Here is a 17,487-nt window from a genome sequence, read left to right on the forward strand (position 1 = left end):
TATTAGGCGGAATGGTATACAAGCCTAGAGCATTAGAAAATGTTGAAATGGTCTTTGAAGGTTTAGCGATTGAGTGGTTTAAAGTGGAGAATGCAGCTCCAGCAATTGGAAAAACAATTGGCGATCTTGAAATAAGAAAAACATATAGCGTAACGATCATTGCAGTTATGAAGAAGAATATGAAAAAGCTATTTAATCCAGGGCCAGAAACGGTAATTGAAGAAGGCGACATGCTTGTAGTTTCTGGTGAGAGAGAAGAAATTAAAAAAATTATTAATGAGTTACTTTCGAATAGGGGGACTGACTAGATGGATACGTTAATTTTTGAAGTTGGTACAGCGTTAGTATTAGTTGCAATTGCGGCAGTAATTGCTGGAAAGTTTAAATTCTCAGTAATTCCGTTTCTAATTGTTCTTGGGATGTTAGTAGGACCACATGCGCCGACAATAGGTGTGATCGATTTCAAGTTTATTGAAAGTGCAAGTGTCATTTCCTTCCTTGGACGGATTGGGGTTCTGTTCCTTCTGTTCTATCTAGGACTAGAATTTTCGATGAAAAAACTAATTAAATCTGGACGCTCTATTGCAATTGGCGGAACGATCTATATTTTAATTAACTTTTCACTTGGATTATTATACGGATTTATAATGGGGTTCCCTTTATTAGAAATCTTAATTATTGCGGGTATTATTACGATTTCTTCTAGTGCTATTGTTGCTAAAGTGTTAGTGGATTTAAGAAGAACTGGTAATAATGAAACCGAATTAATTTTAGGAATTATTATGTTTGAAGATATATTCCTTGCTGTGTATTTATCAGTTGTTTCAGGCTTAGTTCTAGGAGATCATGCTTCTTTCCTAGGGGCACTTACTTCAATTGGAATTGCTTTAGGATACATGCTTCTATTCTTTATCGTAGCTAGAAAGGCGACGCCGTTATTAAATAAATTGCTTAATATTAGTTCAGATGAAATTTTCATTATTGTAGTATTTGCTTCATTATTCTTTATTGCAGGTTTCTCAGAAACAATTCACGTTGCCGAAGCAATTGGAGCACTTCTTTTAGGATTAGTTTTCTCTGAGACAGAGCATAGTGACAGAATTGAACATCTCGTTGTTCCATTCAGAGACTTTTTTGGAGCCATTTTCTTCTTCAGTTTCGGATTAAGTATTGATCCGTTTTCATTAGGCGGAGCGATATGGTTAACGTTAGGTGCTGTCCTTCTTACAATCATCGGAAACTTTGTAGCGGGAATGATTGCAGGGCGACAAGCTGGATTATCTCATAAAGCGTCAACAAATATTGGATTAACAATCGTTTCAAGGGGAGAATTCTCCATCATTATGGCCAATATCGGTATCGCTGGTGGTTTAATGTCAGTACTGAAACCATTCTCAGCACTATACGTGCTTATACTATCCATCTTAGGTCCACTTCTGACGAAAGAGTCAAAGAATGTATATAAATTTTTAAATAAAATCTTTAAGTGGGATACGAAGACTAACTGAATGAAACAATGATTGTAGAAAAGGAATCTATGCTGATATAGATTCTTTTTTTATTGTCATTGTTGGAAGGGAGAAAGAGTAGGTTTAATATTTTACATATTGTGGCATACATATAGAAAAAGGGTGCTTGGAAAGGGGAATAAAGAGAAATGGAACTCCAGTTTCAAAATGTATATCAACAGGTGGAGAATTGGTATGTGTTGGATTCGGAGCTTCCTTGGGATGTCAAAAGGCTTAGAGACGATTTGTTTTCATTGATTGAAGTATGTAAAACGCCAGTGATTTTTTGTGATACGTGTGATGCGAACCATGTGCTTCTATCATTAGGAGAAGAAGAAGAGGAATTTTTATTCCCAGTAGGTGGTTTTTATCATAAAGAAAAACAATTAATTTTTGTTTGTATATGGGAAGAGTATGAGCAAGTGCTCAAAACACTACTACATGAATTTCGCCATGCGATGCAGCATAAGAGAGAGGTATTGTATGTTGGAAATGAATTGTATGAAGATAGATGGATTGAGAAAGATGCGAGGAAGTTCGCGGAGAGGAAGTTAGATGAATATAAAAATAGAAAGTTAGTGTAAAGCATAGTGGAGAAATGGCACTGTGCTTTTTTGTTGATTACTAAAAGTAAGTGATTGACTTTTATGAAGTTTAGTTCTAAACTAATGGTATGAAACGAGCGAGGTGATAGAGTGAAAACAGAAGATAGACTTGGATTACTATTATGGTTTCGTTTATCACGTTTTTATAACAAAAGTATTCGTGAGACGAATCAGCATTTGAAAGAATGGAATGTATCTGCCGCTCAGTTTGATGTACTAGCCCAAGTTGGAGGACATGGTCGTTTAACGCAGCAAGAGCTTGGAAATAAGCTATTTGTTACGAAGGGAAATATTACACAGCTTTTAAATAAAATGGAGCAGCTGGAGTGGATTCGTCGTGAACAAGAGGGTACTACAAAATATATTTCGTTAACTGAAAAGGGAAAAGCTTTATATGAAGAAATCGTTCCGCCTCAAGAAACATTCCAAGCGGAGCAGTTTCAAAATTTAAATGTAGAAGAACAATATCAATTATTACAATTACTAAAAAAATTACAATGAGAAAAAATTTTAAAATAAATCTTGAATTCGAGATAATATGAGGTGAAGGGTATGTTTAGAAAAGTTGATCATAAAAATATGGGAAGAGCGAATCACGGTTGGCTAAATACACATTTTCATTTTTCATTTGCGAATTATTATAATCCTAATAACATGAACTTCGGTGCATTACGTGTCATTAACGATGACCTAGTAGCACCGCAAACAGGTTTTGATATGCATCCGCACCGTGATATGGAAATCATTTCGTACGTTGTAGATGGTGCTTTAACACATGAGGATAGCATGGGGAACCGCGGAACAATTGAGCGAGGGCATGTTCAATATATGAGTGCTGGCACAGGTGTATTTCATAGTGAGCATAATTTAGGAAATGAAACACTACGTTTACTACAAATTTGGATTTTACCAGACCGTGCGGACCATAAACCAAACTATGGTGAGTTTAAATTTGATTGGAGCAAACGTGAAAACGAATGGTTTCATATGGTATCTCCATTAGAAGGCGGGGCACCAATTCAAATTCACCAAGATGCGAATTTATATTCTTTATCGTTAGATGCAGGAAAAGAAATTCATTTTCCTGTGAAAGAAGGCCGTCAATTGTACCTTGTACAAATTGAAGGAAGTAGTGTAATCAATGGTGAAAATCTTGTTATGCGTGATGCAGCAGAAGCGGTGGAAGAAGATATTCATATTGAAGCGAAAGAGCAATCTCATTATTTAGCAATTGAATTAAAAAGACAATAAAAGATTAAAAGAAAAAGAGGACATCCGATAGATGCCCTCTTTTTTTGAGTGGAATTGTCAGAAAAAACTTTCTCAAATTTTCGGTAAAGGTATCGACTTGAAAAACAAGAATTGTATAAAAGTGTCAAAAATCTTTATGGGAATGGGGAATGTTATAGTGAAAAAGCAAGTCATTTCATCAGCATTAGCCTTAACTGTTATCGCCGGGGGATTTGGAACATTTGGAGCAACGACAACGAAAGCAGAAGAACAAAAAATTCAATATCATCAAGAATTTAAAACACCTGCATACATAGGTGAAGAATGGAAAGCACCAGAAGGACTAGATAAAAAAGAAACGGTCTTTCAATATTTAGAAAGTAAGAAAGATATGTTCAAATTAGCAGGAAATATTGATAAACATTTCAATGTCGTTGGGGAAGAAAAAGATGCTGAATCTGGCACAACACACGTGAAGTTAGTTGAAAAACATAACAACATTCCTGTGTATGGTTCAGATCAAACTGTTACACTAGATAAAGAGAATAATGTAAAAGCATTCTTCGGACAAGTAATTCCGAATTTAGAGGATAAAAATATTCCTACGTTTGCAAATATTAGCGCAGAGCAAGCAGAAACGATTGCAAAGGCAGATATTGAAAAAGAAGTGGGTAAAGTAAAGAATTATGACGGTGTGAAAAAAGATTTATTTGTTTATGAAAAAGATGGAAATTACTATCTTGCATATTTAGTGAAAGCGTCGATTTCAAAACCAGCTCCAGGATATTGGCATTATTTTGTTGATGCAACGAATGGAAATGTGATTGAGAAATATAATGCTGTAGATCACATTACAGGATTTGGTTACGGAGTACTAGGAGCTAGACAATCATTTGAAATTGCTCAAGATGAGAAAACAGGAGCATTCCATTTATTTGATGGTAAACGTGGACAAGGTGTTCATACATTTGATGCAGAGAATATGGATGAAAACTTGTTTAATATATTCTCCCAATGGTTCGGACATACAGGTGTTGAAGTAGAAAGTAAGAATAAGTTCTTTGATGATAAAGCAGCGGTTGATGCGCATGTAAATGCAGGAAAAGTATATGATTACTACAAAAAGACATTTAATCGTAACTCGTTCGATGATAAAGGTGCGAAGCTTATTTCCTCTGTTCACGTAGGTGAAAGCTGGAATAACGCAGCTTGGAATGGTGTGCAAATGATGTATGGTGATGGCGATGGTACAACATTTATTCCATTATCTGCTGGATTAGATGTTATCGGTCACGAATTAACGCATGCTGTAACGGAACATACAGCAAATCTTGTTTATAAAAATGAGTCAGGTGCGTTAAATGAATCGTTGTCTGATATTATGGGTGTCATGGTTGAGAAGAAGAGCTGGGATTTAGGTGCTGACATTTATACACCTGGAAAACCTGGTGATGCACTTCGTTCTCTGAAAGATCCAGCATCTATTCCAAATCCATTAAAACCAGGTGAAGGTTACCCAGATCATTACAATAAACGCTACACTGGAACAGCTGATAATGGCGGCGTTCATATTAACAGTAGTATTAACAATAAAGCTGCCTATTTAGTGTCTGATGGCGGAGAGCATTACGGCGTGAAAGTAACTGGAGTAGGCCGTGAAGCGACAGAAAAAATTTATTACCGTGCTCTTACGAAATATTTAACTGCAAACTCTGACTTTAAGATGATGCGTCAAGCGGCACTTCAGTCAGCTGAAGATTTATATGGTAAAGATTCTAAAGCTGTACAAGCTGTAACGAAAGCTTATGATGCAGTAGGCGTAAAATAATAAGAGAAAAAGACCTGACTAGGATGTCAGGTCTTTCTGTATTTAGTCGCGAATACCTAATGCGATTTTCGCCATACGTGACATGCGTTCTTTAGACCATGGTGGATTCCAAACGACATTTACTTCTATTTCATTGACTTCAGGTACGTTCGTTGATAATACTTTTTTTACGTCTGATACAATTTGCCCAGCCATTGGACAGCCGATAGAAGTCATCGTCATCGTAATGACAGCATTATTATTTTCATCTGCTGTAACGTCATAAACTAATCCAAGATTAACGATATCAACACCTAATTCAGGATCAATAACAGCTTCTAAATTGGCATATAATTTATTTTCAAATGCTTCTTGTGACATAAGTAGCACCCCCTGCATTTTAATGATATCGATTCTCATTATAACGGAAATATGTATAATATGCAGGAAATGAGCTCAAAAAAATATCCCTTTTGGAAGAGGGATACTTTTTAAAGGCTATTCAGTTTTGAAGTGTGATACGAGTTGATCTAATTCTTCAACTGTTTGTTTCATTTGTTTAGCTGTTTGTGTCATCTCATTCATAGTAACAACTTTTTTCTCAGCAGATTGTGCTGTTGCTGCTGTTTCACTAGATACTTCAGTCGAAATAGAAGCGATATTATTCAGTGAAGCGTTCATTTCTTCAGCACTTGCAGCCATTTCTTCAGCAGTTGCTGAGATGTCTTGCATTTGAGTAGATACTTTATTTACTTGCTCCACAATTGTTGTGAAAGAATTGCCAGCTTCACGAATGACATGAATGCCTTCAAATGCCTCAGAACGACCTTGTGACATCATAGAGCTCGCAGTTTCAGTGTCTTGTTGAATTTGATGTAGTAATTGGTTAATATCTGTTGCAGCAGTTTTAGATTGTTCAGCAAGTTTTCGAACTTCATCAGCTACGACAGCGAAACCTTTTCCTTGTTCGCCAGCACGAGCTGCTTCAATAGATGCATTTAAAGCAAGTAAGTTTGTTTGTTCTGCGATATTAGAAATAGATTGTACAGCTGTATCAATATATTTCGTGTGTGTGATTAGACGTTCGACCACTTCTGATGTAGCATTTACAGCTTCATGTATCGTTGTCATTTGTGAAACAGATTTTTGAATAACAGTACTTCCATCGTTAGCCTGTTCAGATGTAGCTACAGCCAGTTCAGTTACAGATGAAGCAGATTCAGCAATGCGCTGAACACTTACTGCCATATCGTCCATTGCAGTTGAGCTTTCTTCCATGCTAGAGGCTTGCGATTGAATACTTTCATTTAAGTTGGACATCGTGCTTTGAACTTTTATTGTTGCCTCGCGTGATATATTCGTCTTTTCTAGCATGTTTTCAGAAGCGTTTTGTACTTCTACAGATGTTTTTTGAACACGATTAATGATATGTTGTAGGTTTTCTAACATTTTATTAAATGATGTTGCGATCGTACCAATTTCATCATTACTATTTACTTGTAGACGGGCTGTTAAGTCACCTTCTTGAGATGATAATTCTTTTAGTTTACTATCAATTTGTTGAATTGGTTTTACAAGTTTACCAGAGAACCACCATGCAAGAATAATAGCTACGATAATACAAATAACAAGTGATAAGAAGACAACATATTCAATTTGTAGTGAAGATTGATCAATTTTTTTAATAGATTGATCACGTAACTTAGCTTGTTCATTACTGTAATTTGTGAAATCACCAATTACTTTATAAACAGTACCATTTTCTGCATAAGCTACTTGTAAAGCCTCTTCCCACTTTTGTTCTTTTGCGAGAGGGAAAACTTTTTCTTCAATAAATTTTCTCCAAGTGGATCCTGATTCCATTGTATCTTTCACAGATTGAGAAAGGTTAGGATTTGAAAGAAGTTGCTCTTTCTTATCTTCAAGAAGTTTACTCATCGAATTAAATTTGTCTAATTCGACCTCATCATGTTGTAATAAATAACCTCTTAAAGCAGAGAGTTGTACTTGATAAGCATCCCCAGCCTCTTTTAATTGTGTTGCCAGTGGAGAAATTTCTTTTTGTAATGCTTTTGTTTGATGAGATTGATCCATGGTAAAGAATAAAATAAAAGCTAAGGCGATGCCAAATAAAGCGCAAATCGATCCCATCATGAACATTAGTTTTTTTCGAATGCTAATAAAATTCATATGATAAAAAGCCTCCTTGTGAAATCTTAGTATTAGAATTAATAAATGTAAAAAATTGAAAGAAAGCTTTACTCCGTTTGGAATAAAGCTTTCTTCTTTCCTTTAGGAATTATAGCAGACGGAATGAGAGATAGAAAGAGATATTTTAAGGCGAAAAAAGAGAGGTTGTAAATCTCTCCTTTTAAAAATTAAGAACTTATAGAAGTATACATGAAAGTTTCGCTTTAAACGTTTGTTTTGAAATGAGAAACGAGAACTTCAAGTTCTTGCACAGTCGTTTTCATTTCAGACGCTTTTTTAGCGACGACACTCATTTTGTTTACTTGATCACCAGCTGAAGCTGCTGTTTGTGATGTTTCGGCGGCAACTTCATTTGAAATAGAGGCAATGTTATTTAAAGCCGCATTCATTTCTTCAGAACTTGCGGCCATTTCTTCAGCAGTTGCAGACATTTCTTGCATTTGTGTAGAGACTTTGTTAATGTGGTTAACAATTTCTGAGAATGAAGATCCAGCGGTACGGATGACTGTAATTCCTTCAGAAGCTTCTGACTGACCTTGTGTCATCATTTCATTTGCTATTTTTGTATCTGCTTGAATTTGATGAAGTAAATGGTTAATATCAGTTGCTGCTAACTGAGATTGTTCGGCAAGTTTTCGTACTTCATCGGCAACAACGGCGAATCCTTTTCCATGTTCGCCCGCACGAGCTGCTTCAATTGAAGCATTTAAAGCGAGTAAATTCGTTTGTTCCGCGATATTAGAAATGGATTGAAGTGCGGTATCAATATGATTCGTATGTGTAATGAGTCGTTCTACTACTTGTGATGTAGCGTTAACAGCTTCGTTAATGGTATGCATTTGTGTAATAGATTTCTCAATGACTTTATTCCCACTATCTGCTTTTTCTGAAGTTGTAACAGCTAGACTAGCAACAGAAGAGGCGGATTCTGCAATACGCTGAATGCTCGTTGTCATATCGTCCATTGCAGTTGAACTTTCTTCGATGCTTGAAACTTGTGAACGAATATTATACTCAAGAGCATTCATAGTTTCTTCGGTTTTTGCTGTGTTTTCCATAGAAGAAGTTGTTTCGATAAACACATTTTCAGACGCTTCTTTGACACTTGTTGATGTTTGTTGCACTTGTTTTATTATACGTTGTAAGTTAGCAAGCATTTGATTAAAGGAATTGGCGATATCACCAATTTCATCTTTACTCGTTACGTGCAATCTAGCAGTTAAATCACCATCTTGAGAGGCTAATTCTTTTAATTTCTCATCAATTTGTCGTATCGGTTTAACGAGTTTACCAGAGAACCACCATGCTAATAAAATCGACGTTACTGTACATGTAATGAGTGAAAAGAAAATAATATATTGAATAAGCGTTGAAGAAGACTCTACGTCAGCAATTAATGCGTCACGCTTATCATTTTCTTCATTTGCATATTTCGTAAAACGACTTAAAAGATCATTTACATAATCTGTTTGAGCTAAAGCAATTTTGGATGCTTCGTCCCATTTTCCTTCGCGAGCGAGAGGGAGGACTTCATTATCTATGACGCTGCGCCATTTTCCTCCCATTAAAATGGCTTCTTTCATTCCTTCTGGAAGTTTTTTGTCACTTGTTACCTTCTCTCTAGTATCAGCTAGTTTTTTTCCTTCTCGATTGAATTTATCTAATCCTTTTTGATCATGTGACAATAAATATTCTTGTAAACCAGCAACTTGTGCTTGGAACCAATCGCCGCGTTCTTTTAAAATGGTTGCTCGTTTTGATACATCATTTTTTAACGTTTCAATTTCACTTGCTTGGTTCATAGCGAATGAAAGAATAACAATAAGAGCAATGCTAAATAAAGAAGAAATGCTTAAGAGTGTGAACAGTAGTTTTTTTCGAATGCTAACATATTTCATCGTTACCCCTACCTTTAAAAACTATTTATTATAATTTATAAATATTAAGAGCAGAATTAATAAAAACATCATTATGAAGTTATTAATCTGTTCAATGAAAATTATAGCAGATAATGGAAGGAGGCAGATTGATATAAGTAAATGTTCTTAAAATGTATACATTTGTATATCAAAAAATTCATAAATAAAAATAAGAAATGCTATTGTAATTTGAAATAACATCATGTATACTTCTAATTAGTTGATAACGATTATCAGTATCAACTATGAACATTACTCTTCGTTATGTTGGTCATACCCCTTTTTGACGACGTAAGTCAGAGACGAAATGTTGAAATATCTTGTGTCCTATTCTACAGAATTATGGTAATCTCCAACCTCAACTTATATGCGTGAGCATGCAAAAAGGATCCTATCCGTGAAGGGATCCTTTTTTGCATGCTGTCGCAATTAATGTATATAGACCTGGCACACGTTCTTCAATTCCTTCCGGTGCAGTAGAAGGGAAAACCCATCTTTGATGCGAGCCATGTTCTTCAACTAGTTTTTCAATTTTAAAATGTTCTTCCGCAAGTGTCGTAATAATTTCTCCTAATGTCCAGCGACGGATAGTTGTTTTAGGTAACGATTCTTTCTGCGCTTCTGTAAGAAGGATGCTATAAGCAACTTCATCTTCAATTAATTCTTCATCGAAGTAATTTCCATTGGCTCGAAATGATGGGTGGTCTACTCCTAATAATTTCGTGTAAACAGGATGATAGTCACGAAGGATAAGCGTTCCATCTCGCTTAAGTAAGGTAGAAATTTTTTGAAAGAGTGGTTTTAAATCTAAAAAGTAATGGAGTACACCAAGCTCCAGCAATACGATATCAAATGATTCGGAGAGCTGCGCATGTAATACATCAGAAACGACATACTCGATAGAGACACCGGCTGCGTCCGCAAGTTCATTTGCATATTTTGCATTACTTGCTGAAATATCAACAACTGTTACGTCAGCTCCTAAAAGAGCGAGAGCAACGGCTTTATTGCCTTTTGAACCAAGTAAATTAATAATACGTTTTCCTTTTGGAGGTTGGATGTAAGGTAAGTAGTGATCTACCTCGCGCACGGGGTCTGCCATAAGCTTTTTCGCATAATCTGATGGCGCCCCGTGGCGATTCGTCCAAGCTTCATACGCAGCTGCATTCCAGCTTTTTTCATTTATAGTGCTTAGTTGTTTTTGGTTCAATATTATCACTCCTTTTGTGAACGTATAGGTATTCGGCAGGGGGATGGAATTTCCTTTTCTTTCCGGATGAAAGTTTGATTTTTCTGTTATTAAGTCGTACAATACATGTTATACGTAAAAGCGTTGAAAAGGAAAAGTAGGATGAACACATTCTTTCCAGAGAGCTTCGGTAGCTGAGAAGAAGCAAGAATATTCATTTGAACAATGGCCTTTGAGCTTCGTCCTGAACTTATCAAATGATAATAGTAGGCGGCGACGAGAGTTGGTACTCGTTATCAAAACCACAGTATAAGAGCATATAGCTCCGTACTTGTTAAGGCTAACTATGTGAGTAATTGGCGAAATAAGGTGGTACCGCGACTGTTTATACAGCCCCGCCCTTATCTTTTTTAAGATAAGGGCGGGGCTTTTTTATATTTAAAAGGAGGAATGTAAGATGAGTATTTTTATTGGAGGCGCTTGGCCGTATGCAAATGGTTCGTTACATCTTGGGCATATTGCGAGTTTGTTACCTGGAGATATATTAGCGCGTTATTACCGAGCAAAAGGTGAGAATGTGTTGTATGTGTCGGGAAGTGATTGTAATGGAACACCAATTGCAATTAGGGCAAAACAAGAAGGTGTGAAGGCTAAGGAAATTGCTGATAAGTATCATGAAGAGTTCGAGCGATGTTTTCGTAGCCTTGGTTTTACTTATGATTGCTATACACGTACAGATAGTGAGCACCATCATGAAACGGTTCAAAATGTCTTTTTACGTTTATTAGAAGAAGGCTATATTTATAAAAAAACAGTGGAACAAGCGTATTGTGAAACGTGTACGCAGTTTTTACCTGATCGTTATGTAGAAGGAATTTGTCCACATTGCCATGAAGCAGCAAGAGGAGATCAATGTGATGCGTGTTCAGCTATTTTAGATCCACTCGATTTATTAGAAAAGAAATGTAAGTTATGTGGTAGTACGCCATCCGTACAGGAAACAGAGCATTTCTATTTCGCATTGCATACATTTCAAGAGCAAATTAAAGAGGCGGTAGAAATCGCAAAACAAAACGAATCATGGCGTGACAATGCGATTCAACTAACAGAGAGATATGTAAAGGAAGGATTACTAGATAGGGCTGTGTCACGTGATTTACCAATAGGGGTACCAATTCCAGTAGAAGGGTATGAAGATAAGAAAATTTACGTATGGATTGAAGCAGTGACAGGATATTATTCAGCGAGTAAACATTGGGCTGAGGAAACAGGGAAAGATGATCAACAGTTTTGGGATAAAGAAGCGAAAACATATTATGTACACGGAAAGGATAATATTCCGTTTCATTCCATCATTTGGCCAGCGGTATTACTTGGAATAGGAGAAGGAGCAATTCCTCGTCATATCGTTTCGAATGAATATTTAACGGTTGAAAAAAGAAAGTTATCTACAAGTAAAAACTGGGCAGTATGGGTGCCTGATATATTAGAACGCTACAATCCAGATTCCATTCGTTACTTTTTAACAGTCAACGCACCAGAAAATCGTGATACTGATTTTTCATGGCGTGAATTTATTTACAGTCATAATAGTGAATTGTTAGGTGCATACGGAAACTTTGTGAACCGGACATTAAAGTTTGTTGCAAAATATTATGGTGGTATCATGCCGAAAGGAAGTATTGATATAGAGCTGAAAGATAAAGTAGAAGGATTATATAAAAGTGTAGGAGAAGCGATTGAGCAAGCTACATTTAAGGTAGCGCTAGAAACAATATTTGATGCAGTACGTTTTGGGAATAAATACTTTGATGAGAGGCAGCCTTGGAAACAAAGAGAAGATGATCCAGTTTCATGCGAAGAAACGATTTATAACTGTGTGTATCTTATCGCTAATTTTGCAAATCTCCTTGAACCGTTTTTACCATTTTCAAGTGAAAGAGTTAGAAACACATTATCGATTGTGAACCGAAATTGGGAACCTCAAAACACGTTGCCGAATAGAATCGATAGTGTGCAGCCGCTATTTGAACGAATTGATGTAAAACAAATTGAGCATGAGATAGAGAAGTTATATGGAGCGGTAAAGTGAGATAGAGAAAAAGACCTTTCAAATGAATGAAAGGTCTTTTGTTATGCAGTAGGATTCTCTTTCTTATCCTTTAAGAATAAAAGTACAGCAAGGATTACGAGAATAATAGCTGCAATATCGAATGTAGTATTAAAGTTTAAGTACTCCACTAAAGGGGTTTTGACTGCCCCAGTATATATGCAAATGGGAATGAGGAGCAAATCGTAAAATTTCTTTTCTTTCACATATCTTATTAGGAAGAAGATACACATAATGGCAAAAAAGGCTACGCTTAAAATAGTCATTTATACCTCCAAATAGATTTGAAATTATATCAAATTGTAACTGTATTTACATTTATATACAAGTTTCTATTTTCATGCGCTATGCATGCTACTATGTTTCTTTGCTTTCCTAGCTGCAAGAAGCTGAGGAGTAAAAATTCCAAGTAGTATAAAGATGATCCCAATCCACTGCATGAAGGTTACGACTTCATGTACAAGTGTAATAGAAGCGATGATGGCTGTTGGTAATTCAGCTGCTCCTAGTATTGTACTAAGCCCTGTTCCAACCTTTGGTACGCCAATTGAAAAACAAATGACAGGTACGACAACACCGAACAATCCGAGGAAGAAGGCGTATTTCCAAAGACCGGCTTGCAGGGCACCATCCGTTAAAAAGGTTGGCGGGAAGAATAGACATACGATAAGAGTAGCGCTTGTTGTCATAAGAAAGCTTTTCGTATAAGGCGGAACTTCTGTAGCAACGCGCCCGCTTGCAAACACATAGAATGAAAAAGAGACAGCGGCTAATAGACCAAAGATAATACCTTTCGTGGAAAAGCTTTGTCCGAGACCTTCAAAGAAACCACCTGCAAACAATGTACCAGTAAATAAAATAATGATAGATATAATTTTCTCGCGACTTGGAAATGTTCGATTGGCAATTGCTTCAATGACTACACCAATCCATGTGAACTGGAAAAGTAGGACAACAGCGATAGATGCTGGTAGTTCTTCTACAGAGATAGCGTAGAAGATACCAGTCATACTCATTGTTGTGCCAACTGTTAGTAAGGAAAAGAATTGCTTTTTTGTTACTTTATGACGTGAAGCGAAAAGAACGAGCAGAAGAAGCCCGATCCATCCGAAGACATATTGTCCTCCTAATAGTTGATGTGCTGAAAACCCGTCAATGAATCCGAGTTTGAAAATAGTTGAAAGTACACCGTAGCTACAAGCTCCAAATAAAACGAGTAATGAATATTTAAATTTCTCCATGAAAATCCTCCTTTTACATAATAAAAAACGCCCGCTATCCAAATAAGGATAACGGGCGAACGAAACAGAGTAAGGTACTCTACAAAATTCCGCCACTCATACGAAGTATGAATTTGGGGTATGAAATTGTAGTAGGTTGTTACATTGCTTTTGGGAATACAATAGAACATTTTACACCTTGAGGTGTGTTTTGTATCCCATAAGGAAACTGATGTTTATCTAATATTTGTTTTACAATATATAGCCCAAGGCCACTACCTTGTACTAATCCGTGTTTGCCAGGGTTTGCGCGATAGAATGGCTCAAATAAATGGGCAAGTTTATCCTCATCGATTTGTGAACCTGTATTTAATACTTCTAATGCGTAACCGTTTGGCTTTTCATAAAGCTTTATATAGACATGCTGATGGTCAATCGTGTAATGAATTGCATTTGAAATAATGTTAAAAATAGCAGTTTGAATAAATTTAGGATCAGCTAAAATTTGTACATCTTGTTTAATGTTAGATTGAACATTTAATTGCTTTACAGATACAAAATAATCTACTTTTTTCATAACATCCTCAATAATAGTAGTTAATGAAATAACTTCTAAATTCGGTTTAAATTGAGGGTTTTGTATTTTGGATAATTCTGACATCTTTTCCGTTAATATGTTAATATCTTGCATCATCTCATAGGAGCGTTTTAAATATTTATCTCTATCTTTATAAGCACCAATTCCGTGAATCATGCCATCGAGTTGTCCCATAACTGCCGCGATTGGTGTTTTTAATTCATGGGATACCATAGACATAAATTCTTTACGAGATTGTTCTAACTGTTGTTCCTTTTTGAGCTCATTTTTTAAATCTTGATTGCTCGCATGTAAGTTCTTTACAATATTTGGGACCTGTGAAGCAGCTACTTGTAAATTAAAATCGGTTTGGTCTGTATTTTTGTTCAATGTTTTTTTATCTGAGAAATCAAGATTCATAATATCTTTTAAAGCATCGCTCATATATTGAAAAGGTTTGGCAATTAGTTTTGTATAAATTAAAGATCCGAGTAAAGATAATGCAAGCATTGTCGCGCCAATATGTGGAGCTAATTGCTGCAGTGCATCTGCTAATTTTGGATGATCTTGTGTATCATTTGTGTTACTGGCTGCATTTTGTTTATGTAAGGCATCATTAGTAGCGACTTGCTTTTCCGTTTCTATAGGTGGAGCAGAAGTGCTATTTTTTTCCGAAATATTTTGGTTATGTTCTTTTGCTTTTGCAGTTTGGCTAGGCTGCAAAAGGTGATTTATGGCTGTAGAGAGTGCTTTATAATCTATAATAGAAGGTTGGAAATTGGAAATCATACTCTCTGAAACAGCCTTACTTTGATTCGTTTTACTTTGGTCGTTTTGTTTGTCTGAATCCGCTTGTTCTGTAGACAGCGCTCCATTTTCTTTTGCAAAACGTTCTTTATCGTAGTTTGAAGCTAGAAAATAAATAATTTGATAAAGACAAAGTGATAAAAGAATACAAAATAATAAGGTTTTGATGAAAATATTTTTGGTGATGTTATCTGTGCTACGATTCGATTTTGTAGCCAATGCCTTTCACCGTTTTAATATAAGGAATCCCTAATTTTTTCCTTAAATTTTTAATATGTGTATCTATAACTCTTACATCACCATAATGTTCATAGCCCCATACCTTATTCAGCAAATCACTTCTTGATAATACTTTTCCACGATTTTGCAGTAAAGTATAAATAATTTCAAATTCCTTTGTTGTTAATTCAATTTGATTACCATGAACATAAGCGGCATATGCTGTAGAATTTAACATCAATTCATGGAATTGTAGTATAGTTGCAGTTTCTGCTTCCTTCGTTGCTGCCCTTCTTAATACAGCTTCTACACGTTTAATAAATACGGTGTAGTGGAACGGTTTTGTAATATAGTCATCAATCCCTAATTCAAATCCTTTAATTTCACTTTCTTCATTATGTAAGCCTGTTAACATAATAATCGGTACATCAGATTGTCCTCGCATAATTTTACAAATACTATAGCCATCTATATCTGGTAACATCACATCAAGGAGGACAAGATCGTATGAATTTTTTTGGAAAAGAAGTATACCTTCTGTTCCAGCGCCAACGACATCAACGGTAAAGCTTTGTGCCAATAGAAATTCACGAATCAGTTCTTGTATATCTGGGTTGTCTTCAATCACCAGTATATGCGTCATAGTAACACCTCCTAAATAACGCTTTTTACTGCAATATTCGAATTCATCATTTTTGAATGGCTCAGATTGTTTATACATATAATAAGCCCCCGCTATAAAATAATCATGAAAGTAGCAAGGGGAGTTGTTTAGCGAAACTGAATATTTCAGAATTACAGTAGTTCTATTATAGTATGTAATGTAACATTTATAAAATATTATAACTGTATAATTTTAATATCCATGTTTATCAATGTTTAAATGTCATTTGACACAATCTATTCTCATTATATATGTAAATACAGTTGTTTTGCTACTGTAAATGAAGAAATAAAATAAGCCAAGACATAAAATTCTTGGCTACACGTAAATCGAGTTGTTAGGTTATTTTACAGTGACAGTAGCCTGTTGGGGAATACGCTCAAATAACCAGTGTATATCATTGTTATACATACGAATACAACCTAGTGTTGTCCATTTGCCGATTGCCTGATTATTGTTCGTACCATGAATCGCATAAGTTGTTCCGTAAGTTCCAGCCATATTTAATCCTAGCCAACGGTCACCAAGTGGATTACGTGGATCGCCGCCTTTAATTTTGCCTGTATAATAAGGACGATTTTTAATTTTATTAACGATTTGAAAAGTACCTTTAGGTGTAGGTGTACCTGCTTTTCCAGTAGCGACAGTAAAACTCTTTATAAATTGTCCGTTTTGATAATAATCCATTTTATTTAACTGCGTGTTTACAATCAGTTGATCGTTCGTTGTAGCTGCCTCAGCATTTGTGAATGGAATAGTTAAAAATCCTAATGATAATAGTGCGCTTAATAATAGTTTTTTCATTATACTCTCCTTTTACTATTGTAATAGTCTTACATACAATGAATTTGCAATCCTCGTAATACTTTATTTACATTTTCATCTAATGTTTCAAAGAAAGTAGTAATCTTTGGATTTTGTTTGTTGTTTTTATCAATAAGTAATCTTTCATTTAGTAAAAGTTCACCATGTAGTCCAAAACTTTGAACTTGAATATTTAGTTCATCTTCAGTTTCAGAAATAATTGGTAAGAAGTAGTGGAAAGCTTTCGTTGGAATGATGTAACTTTTACCAATCATGCTTTCTTGATTTGAATTAATCCATTTTTTCGTAACAATCTTAATGTTCTTTTTTGAAACGATAAAAGACAGCGTTGTAGATTTTGTTAAACTTACGTCAAACTCACTTGTTTCACATATTTGTAAATTAAAAACGGTTTCATTTTGATGAGATTCAACATTTGTATTAATAAAATCGTGCATTTTATAAGCTTCCATTTCTTATTCACCCTTTTTTCAATTTCGAAAAGCGACTTATATTTATTCAAATTAATGTTTAGTCATATATTGGTTAAATTTTTCAACAAATTCCGATATAATCTTACAATACGTATATGAAGCTAATATGAAGTTCGTATGAGT

At 35.4% G+C, this 17,487-nt stretch carries 17 protein-coding genes and 1 other annotated feature; of the genes, 7 read left to right on the forward strand and 10 right to left on the reverse strand.

The annotated features are described in order from the left end of the window. The 6 genes from KI369_RS09720 to nprB all read left to right on the forward strand — a co-directional run. On the forward strand, window positions 1-308 hold a 308-nt coding region (locus tag KI369_RS09720), incomplete at its 5' end, for a cation:proton antiporter regulatory subunit (RefSeq protein WP_212955813.1). Continuing rightward, the gene (locus KI369_RS09725) at window positions 309-1,508 is read left to right on the forward strand and encodes a cation:proton antiporter (protein ID WP_000380218.1); all 1,200 of its coding nucleotides are present in this window, start codon (window positions 309-311) and stop codon (window positions 1,506-1,508) included. 149 nt (window positions 1,509-1,657) lie between these two features. After that, window positions 1,658-2,092, forward strand: coding sequence for a DUF3920 family protein (locus KI369_RS09730; protein ID WP_212955814.1), 435 nt, complete (start codon window positions 1,658-1,660; stop codon window positions 2,090-2,092). A gap of 111 nt (window positions 2,093-2,203) precedes the next feature. Next, window positions 2,204-2,614 carry a MarR family winged helix-turn-helix transcriptional regulator gene (locus tag KI369_RS09735; RefSeq protein WP_212955815.1) on the forward strand — a complete coding sequence of 137 codons (411 nt, stop codon included), beginning with the start codon at window positions 2,204-2,206 and terminating at the stop codon, window positions 2,612-2,614. 51 nt (window positions 2,615-2,665) lie between these two features. Beyond that, on the forward strand, window positions 2,666-3,364 hold the full coding sequence (locus KI369_RS09740) for a pirin family protein (RefSeq protein ID WP_212804399.1): 699 nt from the start codon (window positions 2,666-2,668) through the stop codon (window positions 3,362-3,364). Between the two features lie 157 nt (window positions 3,365-3,521). Continuing rightward, window positions 3,522-5,171 carry a M4 family metallopeptidase gene (nprB, locus tag KI369_RS09745; RefSeq protein WP_212804398.1) on the forward strand — a complete coding sequence of 550 codons (1,650 nt, stop codon included), beginning with the start codon at window positions 3,522-3,524 and terminating at the stop codon, window positions 5,169-5,171. A gap of 42 nt (window positions 5,172-5,213) precedes the next feature. Here the strand turns inward: nprB and KI369_RS09750 are convergent, their stop codons facing one another. From KI369_RS09750 to KI369_RS09765, 4 genes are all read right to left on the reverse strand, one after another. Continuing rightward, a complete protein-coding gene (locus tag KI369_RS09750) occupies window positions 5,214-5,531 on the reverse strand; it encodes a metal-sulfur cluster assembly factor (protein WP_000076427.1) in 318 nt (105 codons plus the stop codon). Between the two features lie 117 nt (window positions 5,532-5,648). Further along, window positions 5,649-7,340, reverse strand: a complete 1,692-nt coding sequence (locus KI369_RS09755) for a methyl-accepting chemotaxis protein (RefSeq protein WP_212804397.1) — start codon at window positions 7,338-7,340, stop codon at window positions 5,649-5,651. 224 nt (window positions 7,341-7,564) lie between these two features. After that, window positions 7,565-9,259: a methyl-accepting chemotaxis protein gene (locus tag KI369_RS09760; protein ID WP_212804396.1), complete on the reverse strand. Its 1,695-nt coding sequence runs from the start codon at window positions 9,257-9,259 to the stop codon at window positions 7,565-7,567. 412 nt (window positions 9,260-9,671) lie between these two features. Beyond that, entirely contained in the window at window positions 9,672-10,490 is an 819-nt protein-coding gene (locus tag KI369_RS09765) for a class I SAM-dependent methyltransferase (RefSeq protein ID WP_212955816.1), read from the reverse strand. Window positions 10,491-10,604: 114 nt separating this feature from the next. Beyond that, window positions 10,605-10,875: a binding site (T-box leader), on the forward strand. Window positions 10,876-10,926: 51 nt separating this feature from the next. Between KI369_RS09765 and metG the strand changes: the two genes are divergently transcribed. Next, complete coding sequence (gene metG / locus KI369_RS09770; protein WP_212955817.1) at window positions 10,927-12,561, forward strand: methionine--tRNA ligase; 1,635 nt, start codon at window positions 10,927-10,929, stop codon at window positions 12,559-12,561. A 41-nt stretch (window positions 12,562-12,602) separates the two neighbouring features. Here metG and KI369_RS09775 read toward each other — a convergent pair whose 3' ends face one another. The 6 genes from KI369_RS09775 to KI369_RS09800 all read right to left on the reverse strand — a co-directional run bounded on the left by KI369_RS09775 (window position 12,603) and on the right by KI369_RS09800 (window position 17,343). Next, window positions 12,603-12,845 (reverse strand): hypothetical protein, encoded by a 243-nt coding sequence (locus tag KI369_RS09775; protein WP_212955818.1) that lies wholly within the window; start codon window positions 12,843-12,845, stop codon window positions 12,603-12,605. 72 nt (window positions 12,846-12,917) lie between these two features. After that, window positions 12,918-13,820 (reverse strand): EamA family transporter, encoded by a 903-nt coding sequence (locus KI369_RS09780; protein WP_212955819.1) that lies wholly within the window; start codon window positions 13,818-13,820, stop codon window positions 12,918-12,920. Window positions 13,821-13,959: 139 nt separating this feature from the next. Continuing rightward, on the reverse strand, window positions 13,960-15,402 hold the full coding sequence (locus tag KI369_RS09785; RefSeq protein ID WP_212955820.1) for a sensor histidine kinase: 1,443 nt from the start codon (window positions 15,400-15,402) through the stop codon (window positions 13,960-13,962). Then, window positions 15,380-16,045 (reverse strand): response regulator transcription factor, encoded by a 666-nt coding sequence (locus KI369_RS09790; RefSeq protein ID WP_212955833.1) that lies wholly within the window; start codon window positions 16,043-16,045, stop codon window positions 15,380-15,382. Before KI369_RS09790 ends, KI369_RS09785 begins: the two co-directional genes overlap by 23 nt. Before the next feature lie 363 nt (window positions 16,046-16,408). Then, the gene (locus KI369_RS09795) at window positions 16,409-16,870 is read right to left on the reverse strand and encodes a L,D-transpeptidase (RefSeq protein WP_061678994.1); all 462 of its coding nucleotides are present in this window, start codon (window positions 16,868-16,870) and stop codon (window positions 16,409-16,411) included. Window positions 16,871-16,899: 29 nt separating this feature from the next. Further along, entirely contained in the window at window positions 16,900-17,343 is a 444-nt protein-coding gene (locus KI369_RS09800; protein WP_131931628.1) for a DUF3978 family protein, read from the reverse strand. Between the last annotated feature and the right edge of the window lie 144 nt (window positions 17,344-17,487).

This window comes from Bacillus sanguinis (assembly GCF_018332475.1).
Taxonomy (GTDB): domain Bacteria; phylum Bacillota; class Bacilli; order Bacillales; family Bacillaceae_G; genus Bacillus_A; species Bacillus_A sanguinis.